Genomic DNA, 23,375 nt, shown 5'->3' on the forward strand with positions numbered 1-23,375 from the left:
GTCAGCTGTTAATAAAGTTACTGTAAGACCTACTCTAGTGATATAAATAAATGTAAGACGTTGTAAATCAGCTTGATATATTTTTGTCTCCATCACTATTGCTACATAATTCTCATTTTTTGCTACAAAAATTACAGTCGTAACGACCTATTGAACGGTACTTTATACGAGCCAATATAAATTCCATCATGAAGAGTACGTTACGTTTTTCAAAAACGCTGACAGGGCCGTTTAGTGCTCCTGCGGCATCATTTCTTATCTGGCCCACCCACCTTACGGCCGCAATTTTAAAATACATCAGGAACACTGAGGGGCAATTCCACCACTGAGCCTCAGGCACTCATTCCTGCATCCCTGGTTTGCCAAGACCCGTTAAAACCAATTTCAAATGAAGAGAATTCCAACACTTGCTGCACGTTTGCTGCTGATCAAATTGCTATTATTTTTTGGGTTGCTGGCGAATGCCCAGAACCGAATTGTCAGGGGGAAGGTTACGTCAGCCGACAAAGGGACGACACTGGCCAACGTAACCGTATTATTAAAAGGGGGGAATACCAGAACCACCACTGATGCCAACGGTAACTTTTCGATCCAGGTACAGGACAATAAGGCCGTATTATTATTCTATTTAGTGGATTATGCCACCCGGGAAGTGCCTGTAGCTGACAATAGCACTCTGGAGGTCGCCCTGGAATTAAAGAACGAGAACCTGGGCGAAGTGGTCGTTGTCGGATATGGAACAGTGAAAAAGTCGGATGTGACGGGCGCCGTCGTATCCCTGAAATCAAAAGATCTTACACCAGGCGCCAATATCAACGTCGAGCAGACATTAATGGGACGTGCTTCCGGCGTACAGGTATACCAGAAAAGCGGGGAACCTGGCAGTGCCATGAGCGTGAAGATCCGTGGCGCGAGTTCGATTACTGCCGGAAATGACCCTTTATATGTCATTGACGGGATGCCGGTGAATAACCTTTCTCCGGTAACAGGTAGCGGTGCCGGCTTTGTAGCTACGCCCAATCCCCGTAATCCGTTGAATAGTCTGAACCCGGCAGATATTGAGTCAGTCGAAATACTAAAGGACGCTTCTGCGACCGCTATTTACGGTTCCCGTGGTTCCAATGGGGTAGTCATGATTACCACTAAAAAAGGGAAGAGCGGCAGGCTAAGCGTTAACTACAGCACCTATTATGGTGTACAGAAAGCATCCAATTCACTGGAAATGCTGACCGGTCAGCAATATAAAGACGTACTAAACGCCATTATTGACGACGGCGGCGGGGTTGCCTCCGAAAGGGTGACCAATGACCCGGTAAATGTAGACTGGCAAAAGGAGCTATACCGCTCCGCCAATGTACAGAGCCATGACCTTTCTTTATCCGGCGGAAAGGACAATACGCGTTTCTATGCCTCACTGGGTTATTTCAACCAGGAAGGCGTATTGCAGAATTCTTCTGTAAAAAGATATACTGCGCGGTTGAACCTCGAAAATAGCGTGGCACAGAAGTATGCATTTGGGGTCAGCTTCAATACCTCTTATATACGGGATAACTTCAACTCTGTAGGGATCGGTGTAAATGAAAACGCCAGTGCCTTATATGCTGCGATCAACTACGATCCCAGCTATCCGATATTCAATACGGATGGTAGCTATAACCGCTCACCGTTCATGACTACCATCGATCACCCGCTGATTCTTGCAAATGGACAATATGCTAATAGTGACGGGTTCCGGACCTTCGGTACTGTGTATGGCGAGTACTTTTTCGTGCCAGGCTTTTCGCTTAAAATAAAAGGATCCGGGGATGTGAATATTACCCAGCGTAATACCTGGCTGGACCCATCCACGATATTGGGTGCACCCACAGGCGGTATCGCTTCCATTAATACCGGTAACGTGAACTATTACATGGGAGAGGCTACGCTGAATTATAAAAAGGAATTTGGTCAGGATCATGTTATCAATGCAGTAGCAGGCGCTACCTCTGAACATTTCGGATCCAATTCCTTTGGTGGTAACGGTCGTGGATATGCATTACCCGATCTTACCTATAATGCCATCGGTACCGGCAACAGTACCCTGAACCAGATTGGTAGCGGCCGTGCATCTACAAAAATCATTTCCTTCCTGGGAAGGGTGAACTATAGTTACAAAGATCGTTACCTGCTGACTGCCAGCTTCAGGGCAGATGGATCGTCCAGGTTCGGCGTTAATAACCGTTTTGGCTATTTCCCTTCTGTCGCACTGGGCTGGAAAATGCATGAAGAGTCTTTCCTGAAAGGTGTCAGCTTTATCGATGAACTGAAATTCAGAGTCAGCTATGGTGTGATCGGTAACCAGTCGATCGCCAATTATCTTTATATCACCACCTTCTCCGGCGGAGGAGATGCCGTATTTGGCGGAAACCGTTATACCTCCCTGGCGCCTTCCCGTGTAGCCAACCCGGACCTGAAATGGGAAGCGGCTAAACAGGCGGATATCGGTATCGACTTTGCACTCTTCGATAGCCGGCTTACCGGTTCACTTGAATATTATGAACGACGTACTTCAGACCTGCTACTCGATCTGCCACAACCTTTGAGTACTGGTTTTGCTGTAAAAACGCAGAATATCGGTCGTATGAAAAATACCGGTATTGACCTGCATATTGCCGCCGATGTGCTTCGCAGTAAACAAGGCTTCAACTGGAACATCGGTACTGTACTCTCTACTGTAAAGAACCGGGTGTTAAGTCTCGGACCGCTGAAACAGATCATCACCGGTGGCGCAGGTTTCATTACCAATGCCAGTATTATCAAACCCGGCGAATCCCTGGGGTCTTACTATGGATATGAAGTACTGGGCGTATGGCAGACGCATGATGATTTCTCTAACGCGCCAACCGGTGTGAAACCAGGTGATCTGAAGTTCAGGGATCTGGATAATAACAAACAGATCAATGCAGACGACCGTGTTATTCTTGGTAAGTCACTGCCTGATTTTACCTATGGTATTACCAATACTTTCGGCTTCAGACGTGTATCACTCTCTGTATTCCTGGAAGGTTCAAAAGGCGGTAGTGTATTGAACAATGCAGCTATTGACAGTTATTTTCCTATCAGCTTCAGAAGGAATAAACTGGCAAAACCTTACCTGAACCGCTGGACACCGGAGAACCCGACAAATGAATATCCTTCATTTGTCAACCCTACATCACAGGGACAACAAACAGTGAATTCAAGAACCGTAGAAGATGCTTCTTACCTGCGGCTGCAATCTGTAAGGCTCAGCTACGATTTCAATTTGCATAATAAAGTAATAAAAGGGCTCCAGGCTTATGTGACCGGCCAGAATCTGTTCACCATCACCAAATACTCGGGCATTGATCCTGCTGTGAATTCCATCGGTGATGATATCCTGAAAATAGACTATAGCTCTTACCCGATGACACGCAGCTTTTTATTCGGGTTAAATGTTCAATTCTAAAAATGATTTTATGCAAAAGTTTATCATACTGTCTTTAATAATCGTCGCTATACTGACTCAAACTGCCTGTGAGAAAGCGTTGGATGTTACGCCTCCGGGAGAGTTCGCACCTGGAAATGTATTGACGACAGAGAAAGGAATCAGATCCGTTTTGTTTTCTTCTTATGCAGGTATTCAAAATCCAACACCCACCCGCTATCTGATCAACAATGCGGAAGTAACCACTGATGTCGGCTATAATACCGGTGGTGCGGAAAACCTCACACTGGTGCAGCTGATCAACTTTACATGGGATGCTTCGCTGGGTACTTTGCAGGCAGACGTATGGGCGCCTACTTACCGTACAATCCGCGATGCGAATATTGTACTGGAAAATATCGGCAACGTAAATGCGCCGGATGCCAGCAAAAAAGGCTATGCGGCAGAAGCCAGGTTCCTGCGGGCATATGGCTACTATCTGCTGTATATCTGGTTTGGCCCGGTGCCGCTGCGTACATCCAGTACTGCTGAAGCAACACTGGCAAGGGCAACGGACGAACAGATGAAGTCTTTTATAGAGACGGAGCTGGCAGCAGCCATTACTGATCTGCCGGATCCCGGTAAGGAGGAAGCGTTTGCCAGGGCTAATAAGGGCGCTGCCTGGAGTGTGCTGGCCAAGTTCTATCTCAATACCCGTCAATGGCAGAAGGCAGCGGATGCTTGTCAGCAGGTCACAAATTTCGGGTATTACCAGTTGTTCCCTACTTATCAGAACCTGTTCACCGTAGAAAATGAAGGTAACAAGGAAATGATTATGGTACATCCCTGCCGGAATCAGGATGGCTTTGGTAACTGGTATTCAGCAGGTGCTTTACCGCCTGGTTTCAAAACATCCGCTCAGGTGCCTTCGTTTGTCTGGACAGCTTCTATGGCCAATTTTGCCACACAATACAGAATGCGCTCCGCATTTACCAATACATTTGATACCATCAATGACCAGCGATCCATTCTCCTGTTGCGTCACTATGTAAATACCTCGAATGCCTGGGTGAACCTGCTCTCCACACCGGATAATGTGAGAAGTCTGAAATACTGGGATAATGCCACTGTCGGAAACCATAGCGGCAACGACGTGCCTATTATCCGCTATGCCGACATATTACTGAGCCGTGCAGAGGCATTGAATGAGGTGAATGGTCCTACACAGGAAGCGCTGGATCTGATCAACCAGGTCAGGAAAAGAGCGGGTATCGGCAATCTGACGATGGCGGATGCTACAGGTAAAGAAGTACTGAGAGACCTGATCCTGCGGGAGAGAGCATGGGAGTTTTATAGTGAAGGTCTGAGAAGAGAAGACCTGCTGCGTCATGATAAATTCATTTCACTGGCGAAAGCAAGAGGGATTACTGCTGCCGCTGACAAGCATAAATTATTCCCGATACCCCAGACGGAAATTGATGCGAATCCGGCATGTAAGCAAAACCCGGATTATTGATCAATAGTATAAGCTAAAGGAAGTATTCATTATGATGAAACGAAGTATTGCTATCACATGGTTTGTATGCCTGTCTGCACTGGTATCCTATGGACAGTCCCCTACATACAGTAACCCAACGGCGCCGGTTGGCGATCCTGCTTTAACCGTACCGGCATCCGTCGTACCGGTGATGGATCAATGGATGCGGGATACATACGTTATGACCGGACCGGATGGATATTATTATATGACCGGTACTACAGCTACGCCTGGCAGAGTGTTTCCTGCAGGGCGTGTGCATTGCTGGGATTATAATGACGGACTGTATCTGTGGCGATCAAAAAATATGCAGCAATGGGAGTCTATGGGAAGGATCTGGAGCTTTGACAAGGACGCTGCTCCCTGGCAGCAAAAAGGAAAAGTATTGGAGCCTGGAGCGATGTCTCCCAACAAAGACCTGCTTGATTCATTCTACCGTGCAGTATGGGCGCCTGAGTTGCATTACATCAAAAGTAAAAAGAAATGGCTGCTGATCGCCTGTATCAATGGTGGTATCGGATCTTTTGTACTGGAAAGTATTTCAGGTAAGCCGGAAGGACCTTACAGAAACATAAAAGGGAACAGGCAAAAGGCACTCTTCCCCAATATAGATCTCAGCCTTTTTGAAGATGATAACGGCGCGGTATATCTGATCGGACATAATCATTTTATCACCAGGATGAAGGACGATCTGAGTGATGTAGCAGCACCTTTTCGCAGATTGAAAGAAACACCCTATCAACAGGAACCCTATATTGAAGGTGTATTTATCACCAGGCATGAGGGGAAATACCAGCTCCTGCAAACTATCTGGTCTGTAAAAAAAGCGGATAGTACTTTTTCATACCTGCGGGATGATAAAAATAGAAAGGATTCTTTGTATAGCTATGATGTAGTAGTGGCAGAAGCTGATAATATTTATGGTCCTTATGGTCCGCGTTATGCCGCTATCTTACAAGGTGGTCATAACAATATCTTTAAGGACCTGGATGGTTACTGGTGGTCAACTACCTTCTTTAACCCAAGAGGGATCATGGGTACAAAGTTTACGGTTACCTGCAGACCAGGACTTGTACCGGTAAAATGGACAGATGGGAAACTGCGGCCGGATACAGATCGTGCGGCAAAATTCTATGACGCTCTTAAATCAAATTAACATGATCAGAAAGATATTTACAGCGTTGATAATATTGCTTCCTGGCGGCATGTATGCCCAGGAAATAGGCGCTAACTTTAATCACGATCCTGAGATCATTGATATGGCATATTTGCGGAAAACACCGGTGGAGTGGATCCGTACTACGCCTTATATTTTTGAATATATCAATGGCGCAAAGGACCCAGCTACCGAACCGGGTTTACAGCAACTGATCGAAGCGAAAAAAGCGGGTTATAAAGTAGCCTTTGGCTTCCGCTGGGACTTCAGGAAATATAAATTGCCGATACCAGCTCCGGGTTCGGCGGAAGAGAAAAAGTATTTTGCAACGGTAGCCGCTATACTCAATCGTGTGGGCGCTTCTATAGACATTTTTAAGTTGGGTAATGAACCTAACCTGGAAACGATGGAAGAGGACCTGCAGGTCAATGCAGAAGGCATCGTACCGCTGGTCAGGTTTACAGAGCGATTATTGAATGAAGTGGTGGAGCCTTATTACCGGCAACATCCACAGCTGACACGTCCTGATGTGTATGCAGGCTCATTGCCTGCACTGTTTGAAAAAGAACAACAGCAGAAGCCGGGAGTAACAGGATTGATCCGGCTGGCACAGAACAATAGCCGTATCAAAGGACTGGCTATCCATCTGCATATCAGTGATTCACTTGATATGGAAAAAGCGTTCCGTTTTGTTCGTACTATTATGCCGGATAAACCGATCATTGTGCCGGAATTCTCTCTTTTTCGCTTGTATAATCAGCATGTGTCCGACGAATTGGGAAGTAGTGAAGCTGGTATCGCTTTTGCCCGTAAATACAACTATCCGCCTGATATGAAGTTGTACGAATGGTATAGTAAAGTGAATACGGAGAAGGTGAGTGCGGAAGAATGGGAGCGTATGTTTGCTTCCCGGTCCTGGTTTCCGCCGCATTTTATGAAGACCTACTACAGATATTTCCGGCAGTATGGTGTGGTGCTGGCTACTTATGGTTATCTGAGTCAGTCCGCCCCGGCAAAGGTCACTCCTGGTACCGGTATATGGTTTGTGAATCCGATATTCCCGATGAAGAGTCTGCAAAAGCAGGCAGATGGATCTTATACGCCTAATCCTTTATGGTTTAATGATTTTGTAGATATTGTGCATTATGGAGCAAAGAAATAAATACCATATCATACTATTGCTGGCTGCGCTATGCGCTTTATCCGGATCGGGTGTAACTGCCCAGTCAAAGCCCAATATTATCCTCTTGTATGCAGATGACCTGGGATATGGTGACGTAGGTTGTTATGGCGCGTCGGCAGTAAAAACACCGAATATCGACCGTCTTGCCAGTAAAGGAGTACGATTTACAGATGCGCATTGTACAGCGGCTACCTGTACGCCATCAAGACTGTCCTTACTGACAGGCACTTATGCTTTTCGAAAGAAAGCAGCTATCCTTCCTGGTGATGCGCCTTTGCTGATCCCACCGGATACGTATACTTTACCACGTATGTTACAGCAGGCAGGGTATACGACCGCCGTGATCGGTAAATGGCACTTAGGATTGGGGAACGGCGTTATTAACTGGAATGATAACATTGGTCCGGGGCCGAATGAGATAGGTTTTGACTATTCGTTTATTATTCCGGCTACTACTGACCGGGTACCTACTGTCTTTGTGGAGAATGGAAGGGTACCTGACCTGGATCCCAATGATCCTATTGCTGTGAGTTATGCCGCGATGATCGGGGATGAACCTACCGGACTCTCAGATCCACAATTGCTGAAGCAACGGGCAGATACACAGCATAGCAATACGATTATTAACGGCATCAGCCGGATCGGTTTCATGACCGGTGGCAAGCGTGCCCGTTGGGTAGATGAAGAGATCCCGATGGTGTTGAACGGAAAGGCGAAAGACTTCATAACTACGCATAAAGAGCAGCCGTTTTTCCTTTATTATCCTTTCCCTAACATCCATGTACCGCGTACACCGAATAGGAAATTTGCCGGTACTACGGCACTTGGCGCCCGTGGAGACGTCATTGCAGAAATGGACTGGTTAGTGGGAGAGATCACACAGCTGTTGGATTCACTGGGAATCGCGAAAAATACACTGATTGTATTCAGTAGTGATAATGGTCCTGTATTAGACGATGGCTATGAAGACCAGGCCGGACAACTGAACAAAAGTCATAAACCGGCAGGGATATTCAATGGTGGGAAATACAGCGCATTTGAAGCCGGTACCCGGATGTCTACCATTACCTACTGGCCGGGTACTATACGTCCTGGTGTTTCAGCGGCTTTGTGTTCGCAGGTAGACCTGATGGCTTCTTTTGCAGCATTGACAGGACAAAAATTACCTGCAGGCGCTGCACCTGACAGTCAGAATGCGCTGGACGTATGGTTGGGCAAGTCAGTACAGGGCAGGAAATACCTGCTGGAAGAATCTTACACCCTGGCGTTGCGGGATAAAAGGTGGAAGTATATCGCTCCTCAGACGACGCCTACGCCTGACTGGATGAAAAACAAGGAAATAGCTACCGGACTGTCACCTGTGGAACAACTATACGATCTGCATAAGGATCCCGGAGAAACGCATAATCTCGCCGGCCAACATCCGGAAATCATAAAGACATTGAAAGCTGAACTGAAAAAACTGACACTATGAAAGCGCGGAATGTATTACTATCATCATTGATCATTCTATCTTCCTGTACAGGGAGTCGTAAGAACAACAAGACAACAGTAAGTAAGGATGAAAGACCCAATATCGTGCTGATACTGGCGGATGATCTTGGCTACTCAGATCTTGGTTGTTACGGCGGGGAGATACAAACACCCAATCTCGATTATCTGGCAGCAAATGGTCTGCGCTTCAGGCATTTCTATAATACTTCGCGTTGTTGCCCTTCCAGGGCTTCCCTGCTGACCGGTTTATATAATCAACAGGCAGGTATCGGCGAGATGACGACCGCGAGAGCAGAGGCCGGATATAGGGGTTATATCACCGAGAATACGGTTACACTGGCAGAGGTATTGAAAGATGCCGGTTACCATACGGCTATGTCAGGCAAGTGGCATGTATCCAATACAGTGGAACAGTCCACACCGGCAGCACAACTGAAATGGCTGAACCACCAGGCATCACATCCTTACTTCTCACCAGTGGAACAATATCCTGTCAACAGAGGATTTGAAAAGTATTACGGTAATATCTTCGGTGTGGTCGATTATTTTGATCCTTTCAGTCTGGTGAATGGTACGACGCCGGTGGAAAGTGTTCCGAAAGACTATTATCATACAGACGCGATCAACGATACAGCTGTCAGCTATGTGAGAGCGCTCAGTAAAGAAGATAAACCCTTCTTCCTGTATGTTGCACATACTGCCCCGCACTGGCCTTTACAGGCATTACCGGAAGACATAAAGAAATACGAACAGACTTATAAGGGTGGCTGGGATGTTATCCGGGAAGCTCGTTATAAAAGGATGGTAGCACAGGGGCTGATCGATCCCAAAACCACACCATTATCGCCCCGTATCAATAACCAGCTGAGCTGGGATAAAAATCCGGATAAGGACTGGGATGCACGGGCCATGGCAGTACATGCTGCGATGGTTGATCGTATGGACCAGGGCATTGGTCGCCTGATTCAGACATTACGGGAAACGGGTAAACTGGACAATACGATTATCATATTCTTAAGCGATAACGGCGCCAGTCCGGAGAACTGTATGCGATATGGTCCGGGCTTCGATCGTCCGGGACAAACCAGGGATGGAAAAGAGATCAGTTACCCGGTAAAGAAAGATGTATTGCCTGGTCCTCAGACCACCTTTGCTTCCATTGGAGAGCGTTGGGCGAATGTAGTGAATACGCCTTATCAATACGCGAAAGCACAGTCCTATGAAGGCGGTGTGCGTACGCCGATGATTGCCTACTGGCCGAAGGGTATTAAAGCGAAAGGGGCGTATGCAGACCAACTCGCACACGTCATGGATTTCATGCCTACCTTCCTGAATGTGGCAAAAGCCAGTTATCCGCAGACTTATAAGGGGCATAGTATTACTCCTTCCACTGGGGTCAGTCTGCTACCAGCTTTCGAAGGTAAACAGGAGCCAGGACATGATGTGTTATATAACGAGCATTTCAACGCCCGTTATGTACGAGCAGGCGACTGGAAACTGGTCTCCTTGTCCGGCGATTCCACCTGGCATCTCTACAAGATCAACCAGGATGAAACGGAATTAAACGATCTGGCGGCACAGCATCCCGATGTAGTCGCCCGTATGACGGCACAATGGAGACAATGGGCAAATACCCACAATGTGTTTCCTAAACCCGGTAAAAAATAGCATGATTGATCAACTGTTAAACGTAAATGTATGCGCATAAGAAACCTAATGATATGGATAGTGTGTGGTCTGTTCTCTGTAAACATCGCTACCGCACAAAGTAAATGGTCCGCCGCGAAGGCAAAGGAATGGTATGCAAAGCAGGGATGGCTGAAGGGAAGTAATTTCCAGCCCTCTACGGCTATTAATCAGCTGGAAATGTTCCAGCCGGAAACCTTTGATACGGCCACTATTAACCGCGAACTGGGCTGGGCAGAAAACCTGGGATTTAATGTGATGCGGGTATACCTGCATCACCTGTTGTGGACTGCTGATAAGGCCGGATTTAAGAAAAGACTGGATACTTATCTGACCATCTCTTCAAAACATCATATCAAAACCCTGTTTGTATTTTTTGATGATTGCTGGAATGATACCGCCTGGCTTGGAAAACAACCGGAACCGAAAACAGGTGTACATAACTCCGGCTGGGTAAGAGATCCAGGTACGATGATCTACACGCATCCTGATACGTTGAAAGTATTAGAGGCTTATGTAAAAGATGTACTGACTACTTTCAAAAATGACGATCGTATACTGTTGTGGGATCTTTACAATGAGCCCGGCAATAATAAACAGCTGGGCAAAAGTATGCCCCTGCTACAGAAGGTGTTTCAATGGGCGGGCGAAATCAGACCTTCACAACCTATATCTGCCGGTGTGTGGAACGACGGATCTGCATTCAGTGAACTGAACCGGTTTCAGCTGGAAAATTCTGATGTGATCACTTACCATAATTATGCGTACATTGATAATCATCGGCATACCATTGATACATTGAGGAAGTATGACAGACCATTGATCTGTACGGAGTACATGGCCAGGAGAAATGCAAGTCTGTTTCAGCTGATCCTGCCATTGCTCAAAGCTGAAAATGTAGGCGCTATCAACTGGGGATTCGTAAGCGGAAAAACCAATACTATCTACGCCTGGGATACGCCGATGCCTGATGGGAAAGAACCACAGCTCTGGTTTCATGATATCTACAGAAAGGATGGAACGCCTTTCAGTAAAGACGAAGAAGCCTTTATCAAACAGTTGTGCAAATAATACGTGAATGTTACTATGAGGTGTTGTCCGCCAGATTGAAATGGACAGATATGAGTCGATGAAGCAGCTTCTTTTTTATTGCCTGATTTTTTTGTGTTACCAGACCAGCGGACAGCAGATACGTTTTCGGAATTATTCCGTGGCGGAAGGACTGCCTTCCAGCACTGTGCGTACGATTGCACAGGATGACCAGGGTTATCTCTGGTTTGGTACCAAAAACGGTATCAGTCGTTTTGATGGATACCAGTTCAGAAACTTTCAGTACAAAAAGAACGACGCTACTTCCCTCGGCAACAACTTTTTACATTGCATCACCCGTATCGATAGTACACATCTCTGGATAGGTACTGAAAGCGGGATATACATACTTGATCTGGAAAAAGAACAGTTTTCTCATTTCGGTCCGCCAAAGGAGAAAACTGTTTTTGATATCCTCCGGGATAAGGAGGGTATCATCTGGTTTACTTCACGGCTGAATGGTTTATACAGCTATGATCCGCAGAAAAAATCTCTCCATAACTTTAAGGCAGGCAATTCCCGCTTGTCCAGCGATAATGTGACCCGGATCGCACAGGATGACGACGGAAATATCTGGATCGGTACGTACGGAGATGGGATTGATATCTATAATCCTGTTACCGGTACATTTACCAATCTGCATGCAGGTACCAGCGGATTAAGTAATGATGTGATCAATGCTATCTATAAAGGCGAGGATGGTATCATGTGGGTAGGCACCATGAATGGCGGTTTGTGCAAATGGGATCCCGTGGCGCGTAACTTTCAGGTGTACCGCAATAATGGCCATCCTTATGACATCAATGATAATATTATACGGGCGATATGCCAGGTGTCCCCGGATAAGTTATATGTGGGGACAGAGAAGGGATTGAATGTACTGGATATTGCGACAAACAGATTTACAGCCTACATCAACAAAGGAAATGACCCGTTCAGTATCAGCGACAATGCCATTTACTCCTTATTCCCTGACAGGGCTGGTACGATGTGGATAGGAACGTTCTTCGGAGGCGCCAGTTATTTTAATGAGAAAGGACCTGTCTTTGAATTGTATTATCCTACAGGAGAACAAAATGGACTGTCAGGCCGTGCAGTCAGCTCCTTCCTGGAAGATGGTCCCGGAAAGTTGTGGATCGGTACAGAAGACGGCGGCTTACAATACTTTAATACAATCACCCATACCTTCCAGCAATATCCGTTTCTGCCCACACAGCAGAAACTCTCTTATCACAATATTCACACCTTATTGAGAGATAACGCAGGTAATATCTGGATAGGATTGTTTGCGGCCGGTATCAACGTACTGGACCCGAGGACGGGTAAGGTAACCTGTTTGCAGCACCATACGGAAGATATTCATTCCCTGAACAGCAACAATGTTTTCTGTATTTACCAGGACAGGGACGGTGGTATGTGGATCGGGACAGACAAAGGACTGGACCAGTATGATAGTGGCCGGCGTGATTTTACACGGGTACTCCGCGAAGGCGTTAGTAACACCATCATCTATGATATTTATGAAGACGATAATAAGACCCTTTGGTTTGCTACCTACAACAATGGCCTGATATTCTATAATAAGAAAACCGACCAATGGGACAGAGTTGTAGCAGATGGGATGGTCAAGCTGACCAGTCTGTATGATGATCACCAGGGGCATCTCTGGATAGGATCAGACGGTGGCGGATTGCATAAGTATGACTTCCGTACCAGGAAGGTAGAAGCTTACAATGACAAAGCGGGTATCAATGCTAATGTGGTATATGGTATCCGGCAGGATGATGCAGGACTGATCTGGATAACGACAAATAATGGCATTTATAGTATAGATCCTGCAACACACAAAGCAAGGCATTTTACACCACAGGACAACCTTCAAAGCCGTCAGTTCGACTACAAGGCATTTTATAAAATGTCAGACGGTAAATTGTTTGCCGGCGGTATCAAAGGGTTTAATGCTTTTTATCCGGAGAAAGTTTCCACGGTGACAGACAAGATCCGTGTCTCTTTTACCAACTTTCAGTTGTTCAACAGAAATGTACCGATACAGGAGGATGGCCCCTTGTCTAAACAGATCAATTATGCCAGTAAACTGGTTTTACAACATGACCAATCTGTGATCAGTTTTGAATTCGCTGCCCTTAATTTCAGTGCACCAGAGAAGTTGAGTTATGCTTATAAGATGGATGGTTTTGACACAGACTGGAACTATGTGGGCGACCAGCGCAAGGCTACTTATACCAATCTGTCGCCCGGTACTTACACGTTCCGGGTAAAGGCTACAGAAGAGAAGAGTAACTGGGATGTGACCGAATCCACCATGAAGGTGATTATAAAGCCGCCTTTCTATAGAACGACAGTGGCGTATATCATTTTTGTATTGCTGGCATTAGGCGCTGCCTATGGTGTTTATCTGTATTCTTCTGCTTATATCCGGAGGAAACACCAGATTCGGATAGAACGACTGAAAAACAAGGAAGAGCAGGAGTTTTACGCCAGGAAGATTGAATTCTTTACAGTCATGGCGCACGAAATAAGGACACCCTTATCACTGATCATTGCACCATTAGAGAAACTGTTGTCCATGAATAAGTGGCAGCAGGAGGAAAAACAACAGCTGGTTGTAATGGACGAAAATGCAGAAAGATTGATGGACCTGGTGAACCAGTTGCTTGATTTCAGAAGAATCGAAAGCGATGCGTATGAGATCCGGAAGGAAGAAGTAGAAGTGGTATCGTTGGTGCAATCTATTTATTCCAGGTTTTCCGCACTGCCTTATCAGAAAGATATTGAATTTACTTTGAGCATACGGGTGAGCAGTTTATCATTGCCAGCAGATCCCGAAGTGCTGAATAAGATACTGAGCAATCTCCTGATCAATGCATTCCGGTATGCAAAGAAAAAAGTCAGCATCTCTGTTTATGAGATGACCAGTGTAGAAAGTGATGTGGCAAGACTTTGTATCAGTGTGGAAGATGATGGAATTGGCATACCCTCAGACGACCTGAAAAACATCTTTAAACAGTTCTTTACCACGGTCAGGAAAGGACAGGAGGATCGTCACCCGGGAGGTACCGGTATTGGTCTGGCACTGGCCAGTTCCCTGGCAGATAAACATGGCGGGAAGCTGTTGGTGGAAAGCAGGGAAGGGGAACAGACCATTTTTACCCTGGAACTACCGGTTACAAAAGAACAAGCCCCTAAACAGGCACATAGCCAGGAGGACGATATCCTTGATGAGGAAAGACCGTTGATCTTAGTGGTAGAGGATGATATGGCGATACAGACGTTCCTGGCTGCTAGTTTCCGCGATACCGGCTATAGTGTATTGAAGGCAGCCAACGGGAAGGCGGCTATGGCCTTGATTGAGGCCCATGCCATCGACCTGGTGATCTCTGATATTATGATGGCAGAGATGGACGGGATTGAATTGTGTCAGCAGGTCAAAACCAATATCGAGTATAGTCACATTCCTTTTATGCTGCTTTCTGCCAGGGGAAATAGTGAATCAGAGCTGAAAGGCATTGAAGCAGGCGCGGATGCTTATATCATGAAGCCCTTTAAATTCAAACATATTGTGGCGGTGGCGAAAAACCTGATGGCATCCAGGGAAAGTCTCCGGCTGAAATTTTCAGAACAGCCGAACAGTGACGTAAGCGTGTTAGCTACCAATAGCCGCGATAAAGCATTTATGGAAAAGGTAGTGAGCATTATTGAAGAACGTATCATAGATCCGCAGCTTTCAGTAGAGGAGCTGAGCCGGAATATGGCCATGAGCAGGTCCAATCTGCATAAAAAGCTGAAATCCCTGTCGGGATATGTGCCTAACGAACTGATAAAGCTCGTAAGACTGAAACATGCGGCAAAACTCCTGGTAAACGGTGAACATACGGTAACGGAAGTCGCTTATATGACGGGCTTTAGTTCTCCATCCTATTTCTCAAAATGTTTCCTGCAGCAGTTCAAGGTGACGCCAAAAGAATATGCCGATAATAAGCCTAAACCGGGTACATCGCATTTGGATGATTTGTTGAAGGGTGGGCAATGAGCGGACTTTTAAAATAGCAGACCGAGGGCAATTATTGTTCAAAACCGGACAGGTTTTGTGTCAGAAATGAACAAATTTACGTTTATACCGATGGTATAGTCCTGTAAATCATAGAGAAAGGCGAACTGGCATTTTTTTTGGCTCATTCTTCCCATCAATTTGCCCTGTTCACATCATTGACTTATTATGATCAGCAACTTCTTTAGGATAGTCTGCCGGAATATGATCCGCAATAAAAGCTTTTCCATTATCAATATTACGGGTTTAGCCATCGGCATGTCAGCTACCATACTCATCCTGCTCTGGATACAGAATGAGGTCAGCTATGACCAGTTCCATGAGAAGAGAAACAGGATATACGAAGTATGGAACAGGGTATCCGTAGAAGGGAACACGTCCTGCTGGAATACGGTGTCTGACCCGGTTGGCCCTGCGCTGGAAAAAGATCTGCCGGAAGTGGAGCGTGTGGTCAGGGTCAATCATAATAATTCACAACTGTTATCCCACGGGGAGACCAGAATAATGAGGTCCGGAAATATTGTTGATACCGGGTTTCTGCAGCTATTCAGTTTTCCGATGCTGGAAGGTAATCCGACAACGGCTTTGAATGATGTACACGGGGTGGTTGTTACACAAAGCACAGCGAAGAGTTTGTTCAATCAGGAAGACGCGTTGGGGAAAATTATAAAGATCGGAGAACTGGGTAATTTTACCATTACCGGTATACTCAAAGATCTTCCTAATAACACCCGGTTTGATTTTGATTTCCTGTTGCCCAGGAGCAATCTGAAAAATGGGGAAGGGCATGATCTGGGTTGGAATGATAACAGTACACCCACTTTTGTTCTGTTAAAACCGAATGCAAGTTATGCAGCGGCATCACTGAAGGCGAGAGATCTGAAACAGCATTACAGCGACGACGCCAAAACACTGAAATGGCAGCTGTTCCTTTATCCGCTGGATCGCTGGCGTTTATATTCAAGTTTCACCAATGGGGTAGAAGATAATGGCGGCCGTGGTACTTTTGTTAAACTGTTTGGCATCATTGCCGCATTTATACTGGTAATTGCGTGTATCAATTTCATGAACCTCAGTACAGCGCGGAGTGAAAAAAGGGCAAAAGAGGTAGGAATAAGAAAAGTGATAGGCGCACAGAAGTCATCCCTGATCGGTCATTTTATCGGAGAGTCTATCTGTCTTGCTTTCCTGGCCGGTATCATAGCGCTGTTTATTGTTCAGCTATGTTTACCTGCCTATAACCAGTTGACCGACAAACAGTTGTTTATCGACTTTACCAATGCCTATGCAATACTGGCATTTATCGGGTTTATATTATTCACTGGTTTATTGGCGGGTAGTTACCCTGCATTTTACCTGTCTTCATTTCAACCTATTAAGGTATTGAAAGGCACCTTCAGGAGCGCGAATGCAGTATTAACTCCCCGGAAATTGCTGGTGGTGGTACAATTCACATTTTCCACCATCCTGATTATCTGCACGATTATCGTCAAGCAACAAATAGACTATGCGCGTAGCCGGAATGCAGGTTATAACAAGGAACATCTCGTGTACCAGTTTATGACGGGAGATATACCTAAGAATTATGCCCTGATTAAAAACGAATTGCTGGCATCAGGAGTCGCCAGTTCTGTTACAAAAACCAACTCTCCGCTTACAGAACGATGGAGCAATGGGTGGGGACAGAACTGGGAAGGGAAAGACCCTAATGATAAAACTTCTTTCGACCGGTATTTATCCGATGAAGGATTGGGAACTACCGCAGGACTGCAATTTGTACAGGGACGTGATTTTGATCTGCAGAAATATCCGACCGACTCAACAGGTCTGATTATAAATGAATCGGCATTAAAGATCATGCAATTTAAAGACCCGATCGGTAAGACAGTAGATGATCTGGATATACGGTGGCATATTGTAGGAGTGATCAAGGATTTCATTCTGACCAGTCCTTATGAACCCACCAGACCCATACTGATATGCGGTGCGAAAAGCAGTTTTATGAGTTTCCGCGTGATGCAGATCAAGCTGAATAAGGATATTGCTATAGCAGAAAACCTGCGGAAGGCGGAAACCATATTTAAGAAATACAATCCTGAATATGCGTTTGATCCGAGAATGGTTGACCAGGAATATGCGCGGAAGTTTGAAAACGAAAAACGCCAGAGTATACTGGCTGGTTTGTTCGGAGGGCTGACTATTTTCATCTCATGCCTCGGTTTATTTGGTCTGGCTACTTATATGGCGGAAAACAGGATCAAGGAAATCGGCGTACGAAAAGTATTGGGCGCCTCCGTGCTCAGTATCACAGGGTTATTGTCAAAAGATTTTGTGAAACTGGTAACCATCTCATTTTTTGTGGCAGCACCTGTCGCCTGGTGGAGCATGGATCAGTGGCTGCAAAGTTATTCTTACCGGGTAGGTATACAGTGGTGGGTGTTTGTAGTGGCCGGACTATTATCGGTAACAATTGCTTTGCTGACAGTGAGTTATCAGTCTGTAAAGGCGGCAATAGCAGACCCGGTTAAAAGCCTGAGAGCTGAATAGCCGTTTATAAAAGGATGTTATAACAAAAAGCCTTCAGATACGTCTGAGGGCTTTTTTTATTAATACGGCATACTTCCTTAGATTTTTTACTATTTGCTCCATTAAATACTTATCTTGATTTGTCATTTGAGGCGTTATGACCTGTATCACCTCATCATGAGATTCCACTTTATGTCATTAACCATATGATAGCGACCCTCCCAGTACCCCGTTTTGACCGGATCTGTCCTTCATCAGATGATTACCGGTCTGTCCACTTCACCTAAAAATTAAACCATGAAAAAACTATTTTTCTATCTTTTACTGCTTTGTGTTGTCACGACCAACACCTATGCCCAGGCCCTCAGGACTTTCTATGTAGATTTCGGCCCGAATGATGTCACTAATGGCAATATCACCACGAGCCCGGACGGCAACGGGAACTACTGGAACAATGTTACCAATGCTGCAACAACTGCTTCGTCAGTATACCTGGTAACAAACAGGAACGCATCTTCGGGTGCGTTTATAAATATTACCGCCGGATTTAGCACTAATGGTATTCAAAATGGCGGCTTATTATCACCAAATGCCACCTTACTAAAGGATTTTGCGATCAACACAGCTACGCAGGATTATTTTTATACAGACAATACCGCCGCCTTTATCATAAAAGGGCTGGATGTCAGTAAGGGCTATGTCTTTAACTTTTTTGCTACGCGTAATGATCCGGAAGTGCGCCGGTCCAACTACACACTTGTTGGTAAAACGACCTATACTGCTACATTGCAGACCTCCGGAACAAATTTAGGCGGAACAGGCTATAATGGTAATAACAGCACAATCCTGACCACCGGTACGATTGTCCCTGATATAAAAGGCCAGATTGCCATCACCGTTAAAAGAGAAGCGGGTGCTTTCGGCTATATCGGTGTGCTGAAAATTGAGGAGGTCAGGACGCCTGTGACGCCTTTAAAAACAGTATATGTTGATTTTGGTCCTAATGATGTTACCAACGGGAATATTACTACGAGTCCTGATCAGAATGGTAACTACTGGAACAATGTAACCAACATCAATACGACTGCTCCACGGGTTAATTTTGTAGATAAAGCAAATGCAGCTACCGGGGCATATGCTACGATTACTACCAGTTTTCTTTCCAATGGTATTCAGAATGGCGGTTTACTGTCACCGAATGCAGCTTTGCTGGGTGATGTAGCTGTTCCTGCTGCTACACAGGACTATTTTTACACAACCGGATCATCTGATCTTTCTATAAGAGGTCTGGATAAAACAAAAGGCTACGTCTTTAATTTGTTTGGTACCCGGAATGATCCTGAAAAACGCGTTACCACTTATTCGCTGACAGGCGCTACATTCTACAACGGAACGCTGCAAACCTCAGGAACAGATCTGGGCGGAACGGGGTACAATGGTAATAACAAAACCATCTGGACCTCAGATATTATCATGCCTGATGACAATGGTCATATCAACCTGACGGTCACCAGAACAGAAGGTGCATTTGGTTACCTGGGCGTGATGAAAATGCAACAGGTAGACCCAGTTGCTTTTGAACCAGCTTGTCTTACAAAAGATATCAGCCGCATCGCTATTATGGGTTCTTCTGTTCCTTCTGGTACGGGGGCGACCAACAACCAGGGATATGCCCAGTTATATGCGCAGTTGCTTACCGCCCGTGCCGGCAGTGGAGTAGGGCAGACCTGGAATGTGTCGAATATTTCCATTCCGGGTAATAATACCATTAGTGTGATAAACAGGTGGGATAAGGACCTGTTACCGGTTTGCGGTAAATATGTAATTTATGCACTGTCATTGGGAAACGAAGGCATCACTACTGGCGGACAAGCGACATTCAATCAGTTCAGGGACAATTTGAAACTGCTGATCAATAAAGCAAGACAGCAGGGGATTGAACCAATCATTACCAACTGTTACAGCCGGGAAGATTATACCGCAACCGAGTACAACTTTGTTAAACAGATGAACTTATTGATTCATTCCTGGAACGTTGCCAGTGTAAATTTATTAGGAGCGCTGGACAATGGAGCCGGTAAATGGGCTACTGGTTATAAAAGCGATGATCTGCATCCGAATGATGCCGGACACCAGGAGTTTAAGTATGCCATTGTTCCTTCTTTGTTTGATGCCCTGAAGGCAGGCAAAACCCAGCCCTATAAAATAAACGGTACCTCTTTAAGTTTGAGTGCCAGCAGCGGATATAAATTGCAGATCAAACCGGAAGAGATCCTGCATTCCTTTACTTATTCTTATGACATACAGACTTCGTCCACAGGACAGGTATTGCTGATCACAACTGCAGCCGGGCAGAACAAATTAACAATCAATGCTTCGGGTAAAATAGATTATACGTCTGCTTCCTCAGCCGGTATTCCGGGTATTACTGTGCTCAACAACAATCAATGGCATAAAGTCACCCTGACGCATTATTATGCAATGGGCAAAACCCTGTTATATGTGGATAAGGTATTGCAGGGTTCAGTCAACGAAAAGATAGTACCAACGATGTTCGACCTGAATGGAGCTAATGCCCCTGCGGCGAACTACAGTACCTTACTCCTTTATCGTTCCGGTATGGTCGCAGAGGAGATTAACGCGATGGTAGATGGTAATTTGCTCAAATCGAGTCTTGAAATTTATGCGCCGCTGGATGGTGCAGGTGTCTTTGGCAGTGATCCTGTTATCAACCTGGCACAAAGTACTAATACTGTAAAGCAGATAGCTGCTGTTGCGGCACTGGCTGCTACGGATACCCATCCGGAAGAAGTAGCAAGAACTATTGCCGTGTATCCGAATCCGGCCCAGACGACCCTATATATAAGTGGGCTCAAAACACCTGTAAGTATTAAAATATATAATAATTCGGGTCAGCTGGAGCTGAGCTCCTTCGGGAAATCGATCGCGGTCGACCATCTGAAAACAGGCGTATATTTAATACAACTGAAATCAACAGGGATTAACCAGGTCTTGAAATTTGTCAAACAATAGCAGGCTGAACCTGCCAAACCGTTCCTTCTGCATAGGAGGAACGGTTTCTTCCCCCTTCAGCACGAAATCATCGGGTAACTACCACAAGCCGATAACTATTTATACCTTTGTCGGCAATTGTACTACAGATCCACACAGGTACCAGGCTGCTTATACCTGTAAAAAGGGCTGCCGATGTCATGTAAACGAGGATAATTACACGTTATTGCTTCTTAGATGGTTGAATATGGGATACGGACAATACACAGATGAAGAACTGTTGCAAGGCCTTCAACAAAGTAAAAAAGGCGCCTATAACGAGATTTACAACAGGTATTGGAAGAGAATGCTCATTGTCGCATTAAATCACAGTGAGGACGATTATACTGCCAAAGACATTGTGCAGGAGGTGTTCATTGACCTCTGGGAGAAGCGTAATAGCTACGAGATCCGGAATCTGGCTGCTTATCTGGCCACTGCCGTTAAATTCCAGGTATTTAAATATTACCGGAAGGAGCAGCGTCGTGCACTGCTCGCAAAGGAAAACTACGTTTTTGACGATCGTTATGAAGAGGAAGGGCAATTACATGCCCGCTTTTTAAAAGATATGATTGACGGCATTGTAGAAGAATTGCCGGAAAAATGCCGCCTGGTATTCCATTACAGCCGGAATCTGGGGCTTAAAAATGAGGAAATCGCCGAAAGGACCGGCATCACCAAGAAAACGGTGGAAAATACATTAAACAGGGCATTGCGCATTATCCGTGGTAAACTGAGAAACCATGGTATCCCATTACTGACGATCGCCCAGATCTTATTGCTCCGAAAATAATTTTTTCTCTCATAGGGTGTAGCACCCTTTTCATGGACACTATATACATATAGTACGTTATGAAAGCAGCCGTCGTTGTAACATACGACCAGGTTGAATAATTCCACCGGCAAACTAACATATGGATTTACAGAGAATTAATGAGTTAGTTAAGAAATATACCGATGGCACAGCTACCGAAGCCGAAGAGGAGGAGCTGAATGCCTGGTATAGGGAAAAGTCATACCATGATGCTGTATCCTATGAAAAGGAGGATGAGGTTTACCACGAAATGCTGTCCCGTATCCATGAAGCGACCGGTTTGAACACCTCTTCCCGGAACTGGAAAAAATGGGCGGTCGCTGCCGCTGTGGCATTCATTGCCATTACAGCCACCAGTATATATTTTACAAAACACAGGCCCAAGCAGCAGCTTGTACAAAAAGGGATTGATACGACCGGTAAACAGCTGGCAGGTGGCGCCATTCTGACACTTTCCAATGGTAGCCAGGTGTTGCTTTCTGACGCTGCAAACGGCGATATCGCCACTCAGGGTAATGTGACTGTTACAAAAGCTGCTAATGGTCAGCTGATATATAATATTAAGGGAGGAGAACAACAGGAAGGTAGCAATGGGGCGCTCGCTTATAACGTGATCAGTACGCCTGCTGGTAGTCAGTTTATGGTCGTGTTGCCGGATAAGACGACGGTCTGGCTCAATGCGATGTCCAGTCTGAAGTTTCCTGTCACATTTTCCAATGCCAGCGAGCGCCGTATCACATTAACCGGTGAAGCTTATTTCCAGGTAACGCACGACGAAAAGATGCCGTTCAGGGTAGTCACAGGATCGGTTATTACGGAAGACCTGGGAACGGAGTTTAATATCAAAGCCTATGGAGATGAACCGGGTATCAGTACAACCCTGGTCAGTGGCGCTGCACGGGTAATTGCCGGTGAGCAGCAGGCTTCACTCAGACCGGGCGAACAGGCAAATTATCAGAGCGCCATGAAAGTATCCAAAGTGAATATTGACGACGTGATTGCATGGAAAGATGGTTATTTCCGTTTTGATGATCAGTCGCTGGAAACCATTATGAAAGCAATGTCCCGCTGGTACAATGTCAGTTATATTTTTGAAGATCAAAGCCTGCGTAGTGAAACCTTTGGTGTGGTAGCTACCCGCCAGAGTAATATCTCTGTACTGCTTAATCTCCTTGAAAACACCGGGGCCGCCCGCTTCCGGCAGGAAGGAACCACCATTATGATCAGTAGAAAGTAAGCAACCAAAAAATATCATTTATAACCAACTATGCTGAAGAGAAGCTACCTGGAGAGGCCGTCCGGTTGCGTCTTTGGGCGATTCAACACGTTATTTATTTAAACCGTCT

12 protein-coding genes are annotated in these 23,375 nt (G+C 45.6%); all 12 read left to right on the forward strand.

Going from position 1 to position 23,375, the window contains the following annotated elements:
• The first annotated feature begins 388 nt into the window (after nt 1-388).
• The 12 genes from CPIN_RS14190 to CPIN_RS14245 all read left to right on the forward strand — a co-directional run bounded on the left by CPIN_RS14190 (nt 389) and on the right by CPIN_RS14245 (nt 23,266).
• Complete coding sequence (locus CPIN_RS14190; RefSeq protein WP_012790500.1) at nt 389-3,466, forward strand: SusC/RagA family TonB-linked outer membrane protein; 3,078 nt, start codon at nt 389-391, stop codon at nt 3,464-3,466.
• A gap of 10 nt (nt 3,467-3,476) precedes the next feature.
• Complete coding sequence (locus CPIN_RS14195; RefSeq protein ID WP_012790501.1) at nt 3,477-4,940, forward strand: RagB/SusD family nutrient uptake outer membrane protein; 1,464 nt, start codon at nt 3,477-3,479, stop codon at nt 4,938-4,940.
• A gap of 31 nt (nt 4,941-4,971) precedes the next feature.
• Entirely contained in the window at nt 4,972-6,117 is a 1,146-nt protein-coding gene (locus CPIN_RS14200) for a family 43 glycosylhydrolase (RefSeq protein ID WP_012790502.1), read from the forward strand.
• 1 nt (nt 6,118) lies between these two features.
• The gene (locus CPIN_RS14205; RefSeq protein WP_012790503.1) at nt 6,119-7,279 is read left to right on the forward strand and encodes a hypothetical protein; all 1,161 of its coding nucleotides are present in this window, start codon (nt 6,119-6,121) and stop codon (nt 7,277-7,279) included.
• Nucleotides 7,263-8,774, forward strand: a complete 1,512-nt coding sequence (locus CPIN_RS14210; protein WP_012790504.1) for a sulfatase family protein — start codon at nt 7,263-7,265, stop codon at nt 8,772-8,774. Before CPIN_RS14205 ends, CPIN_RS14210 begins: the two co-directional genes overlap by 17 nt.
• On the forward strand, nt 8,771-10,462 hold the full coding sequence (locus CPIN_RS14215; RefSeq protein WP_012790505.1) for an arylsulfatase: 1,692 nt from the start codon (nt 8,771-8,773) through the stop codon (nt 10,460-10,462). Before CPIN_RS14210 ends, CPIN_RS14215 begins: the two co-directional genes overlap by 4 nt.
• Before the next feature lie 30 nt (nt 10,463-10,492).
• Entirely contained in the window at nt 10,493-11,551 is a 1,059-nt protein-coding gene (locus CPIN_RS14220) for a glycoside hydrolase family 2 TIM barrel-domain containing protein (RefSeq protein ID WP_012790506.1), read from the forward strand.
• A 58-nt stretch (nt 11,552-11,609) separates the two neighbouring features.
• Nucleotides 11,610-15,620: a hybrid sensor histidine kinase/response regulator transcription factor gene (locus CPIN_RS14225; RefSeq protein WP_187294768.1), complete on the forward strand. Its 4,011-nt coding sequence runs from the start codon at nt 11,610-11,612 to the stop codon at nt 15,618-15,620.
• Nucleotides 15,621-15,842: 222 nt separating this feature from the next.
• Nucleotides 15,843-18,185 (forward strand): ABC transporter permease, encoded by a 2,343-nt coding sequence (locus tag CPIN_RS14230; protein WP_245552112.1) that lies wholly within the window; start codon nt 15,843-15,845, stop codon nt 18,183-18,185.
• Nucleotides 18,186-18,461: 276 nt separating this feature from the next.
• Complete coding sequence (locus CPIN_RS14235; RefSeq protein WP_012790509.1) at nt 18,462-21,197, forward strand: SGNH/GDSL hydrolase family protein; 2,736 nt, start codon at nt 18,462-18,464, stop codon at nt 21,195-21,197.
• A gap of 226 nt (nt 21,198-21,423) precedes the next feature.
• A complete protein-coding gene (locus CPIN_RS14240) occupies nt 21,424-22,008 on the forward strand; it encodes an RNA polymerase sigma-70 factor (protein WP_012790510.1) in 585 nt (194 codons plus the stop codon).
• Between the two features lie 121 nt (nt 22,009-22,129).
• Nucleotides 22,130-23,266 carry a FecR family protein gene (locus CPIN_RS14245; RefSeq protein WP_012790511.1) on the forward strand — a complete coding sequence of 379 codons (1,137 nt, stop codon included), beginning with the start codon at nt 22,130-22,132 and terminating at the stop codon, nt 23,264-23,266.
• Nucleotides 23,267-23,375: the final 109 nt, after the last annotated feature.

Source organism: Chitinophaga pinensis DSM 2588 (genome assembly GCF_000024005.1).
GTDB lineage: Bacteria > Bacteroidota > Bacteroidia > Chitinophagales > Chitinophagaceae > Chitinophaga > Chitinophaga pinensis.

Coding starts and splice junctions, on each gene's coding strand:
- CPIN_RS14215 (WP_012790505.1), top strand. CDS start 8,771: ATGAAAGCGCGGAATGTATTACTATCATCATTGATCATTCTATCTTCC.
- CPIN_RS14220 (WP_012790506.1), top strand. CDS start 10,493: ATGCGCATAAGAAACCTAATGATATGGATAGTGTGTGGTCTGTTCTCT.
- CPIN_RS14240 (WP_012790510.1), top strand. CDS start 21,424: ATGGGATACGGACAATACACAGATGAAGAACTGTTGCAAGGCCTTCAA.
- CPIN_RS14195 (WP_012790501.1), top strand. CDS start 3,477: ATGCAAAAGTTTATCATACTGTCTTTAATAATCGTCGCTATACTGACT.
- CPIN_RS14200 (WP_012790502.1), top strand. CDS start 4,972: ATGATGAAACGAAGTATTGCTATCACATGGTTTGTATGCCTGTCTGCA.
- CPIN_RS14230 (WP_245552112.1), top strand. CDS start 15,843: ATGATCCGCAATAAAAGCTTTTCCATTATCAATATTACGGGTTTAGCC.
- CPIN_RS14245 (WP_012790511.1), top strand. CDS start 22,130: ATGGATTTACAGAGAATTAATGAGTTAGTTAAGAAATATACCGATGGC.
- CPIN_RS14210 (WP_012790504.1), top strand. CDS start 7,263: ATGGAGCAAAGAAATAAATACCATATCATACTATTGCTGGCTGCGCTA.
- CPIN_RS14225 (WP_187294768.1), top strand. CDS start 11,610: ATGAAGCAGCTTCTTTTTTATTGCCTGATTTTTTTGTGTTACCAGACC.
- CPIN_RS14190 (WP_012790500.1), top strand. CDS start 389: ATGAAGAGAATTCCAACACTTGCTGCACGTTTGCTGCTGATCAAATTG.
- CPIN_RS14235 (WP_012790509.1), top strand. CDS start 18,462: ATGAAAAAACTATTTTTCTATCTTTTACTGCTTTGTGTTGTCACGACC.
- CPIN_RS14205 (WP_012790503.1), top strand. CDS start 6,119: ATGATCAGAAAGATATTTACAGCGTTGATAATATTGCTTCCTGGCGGC.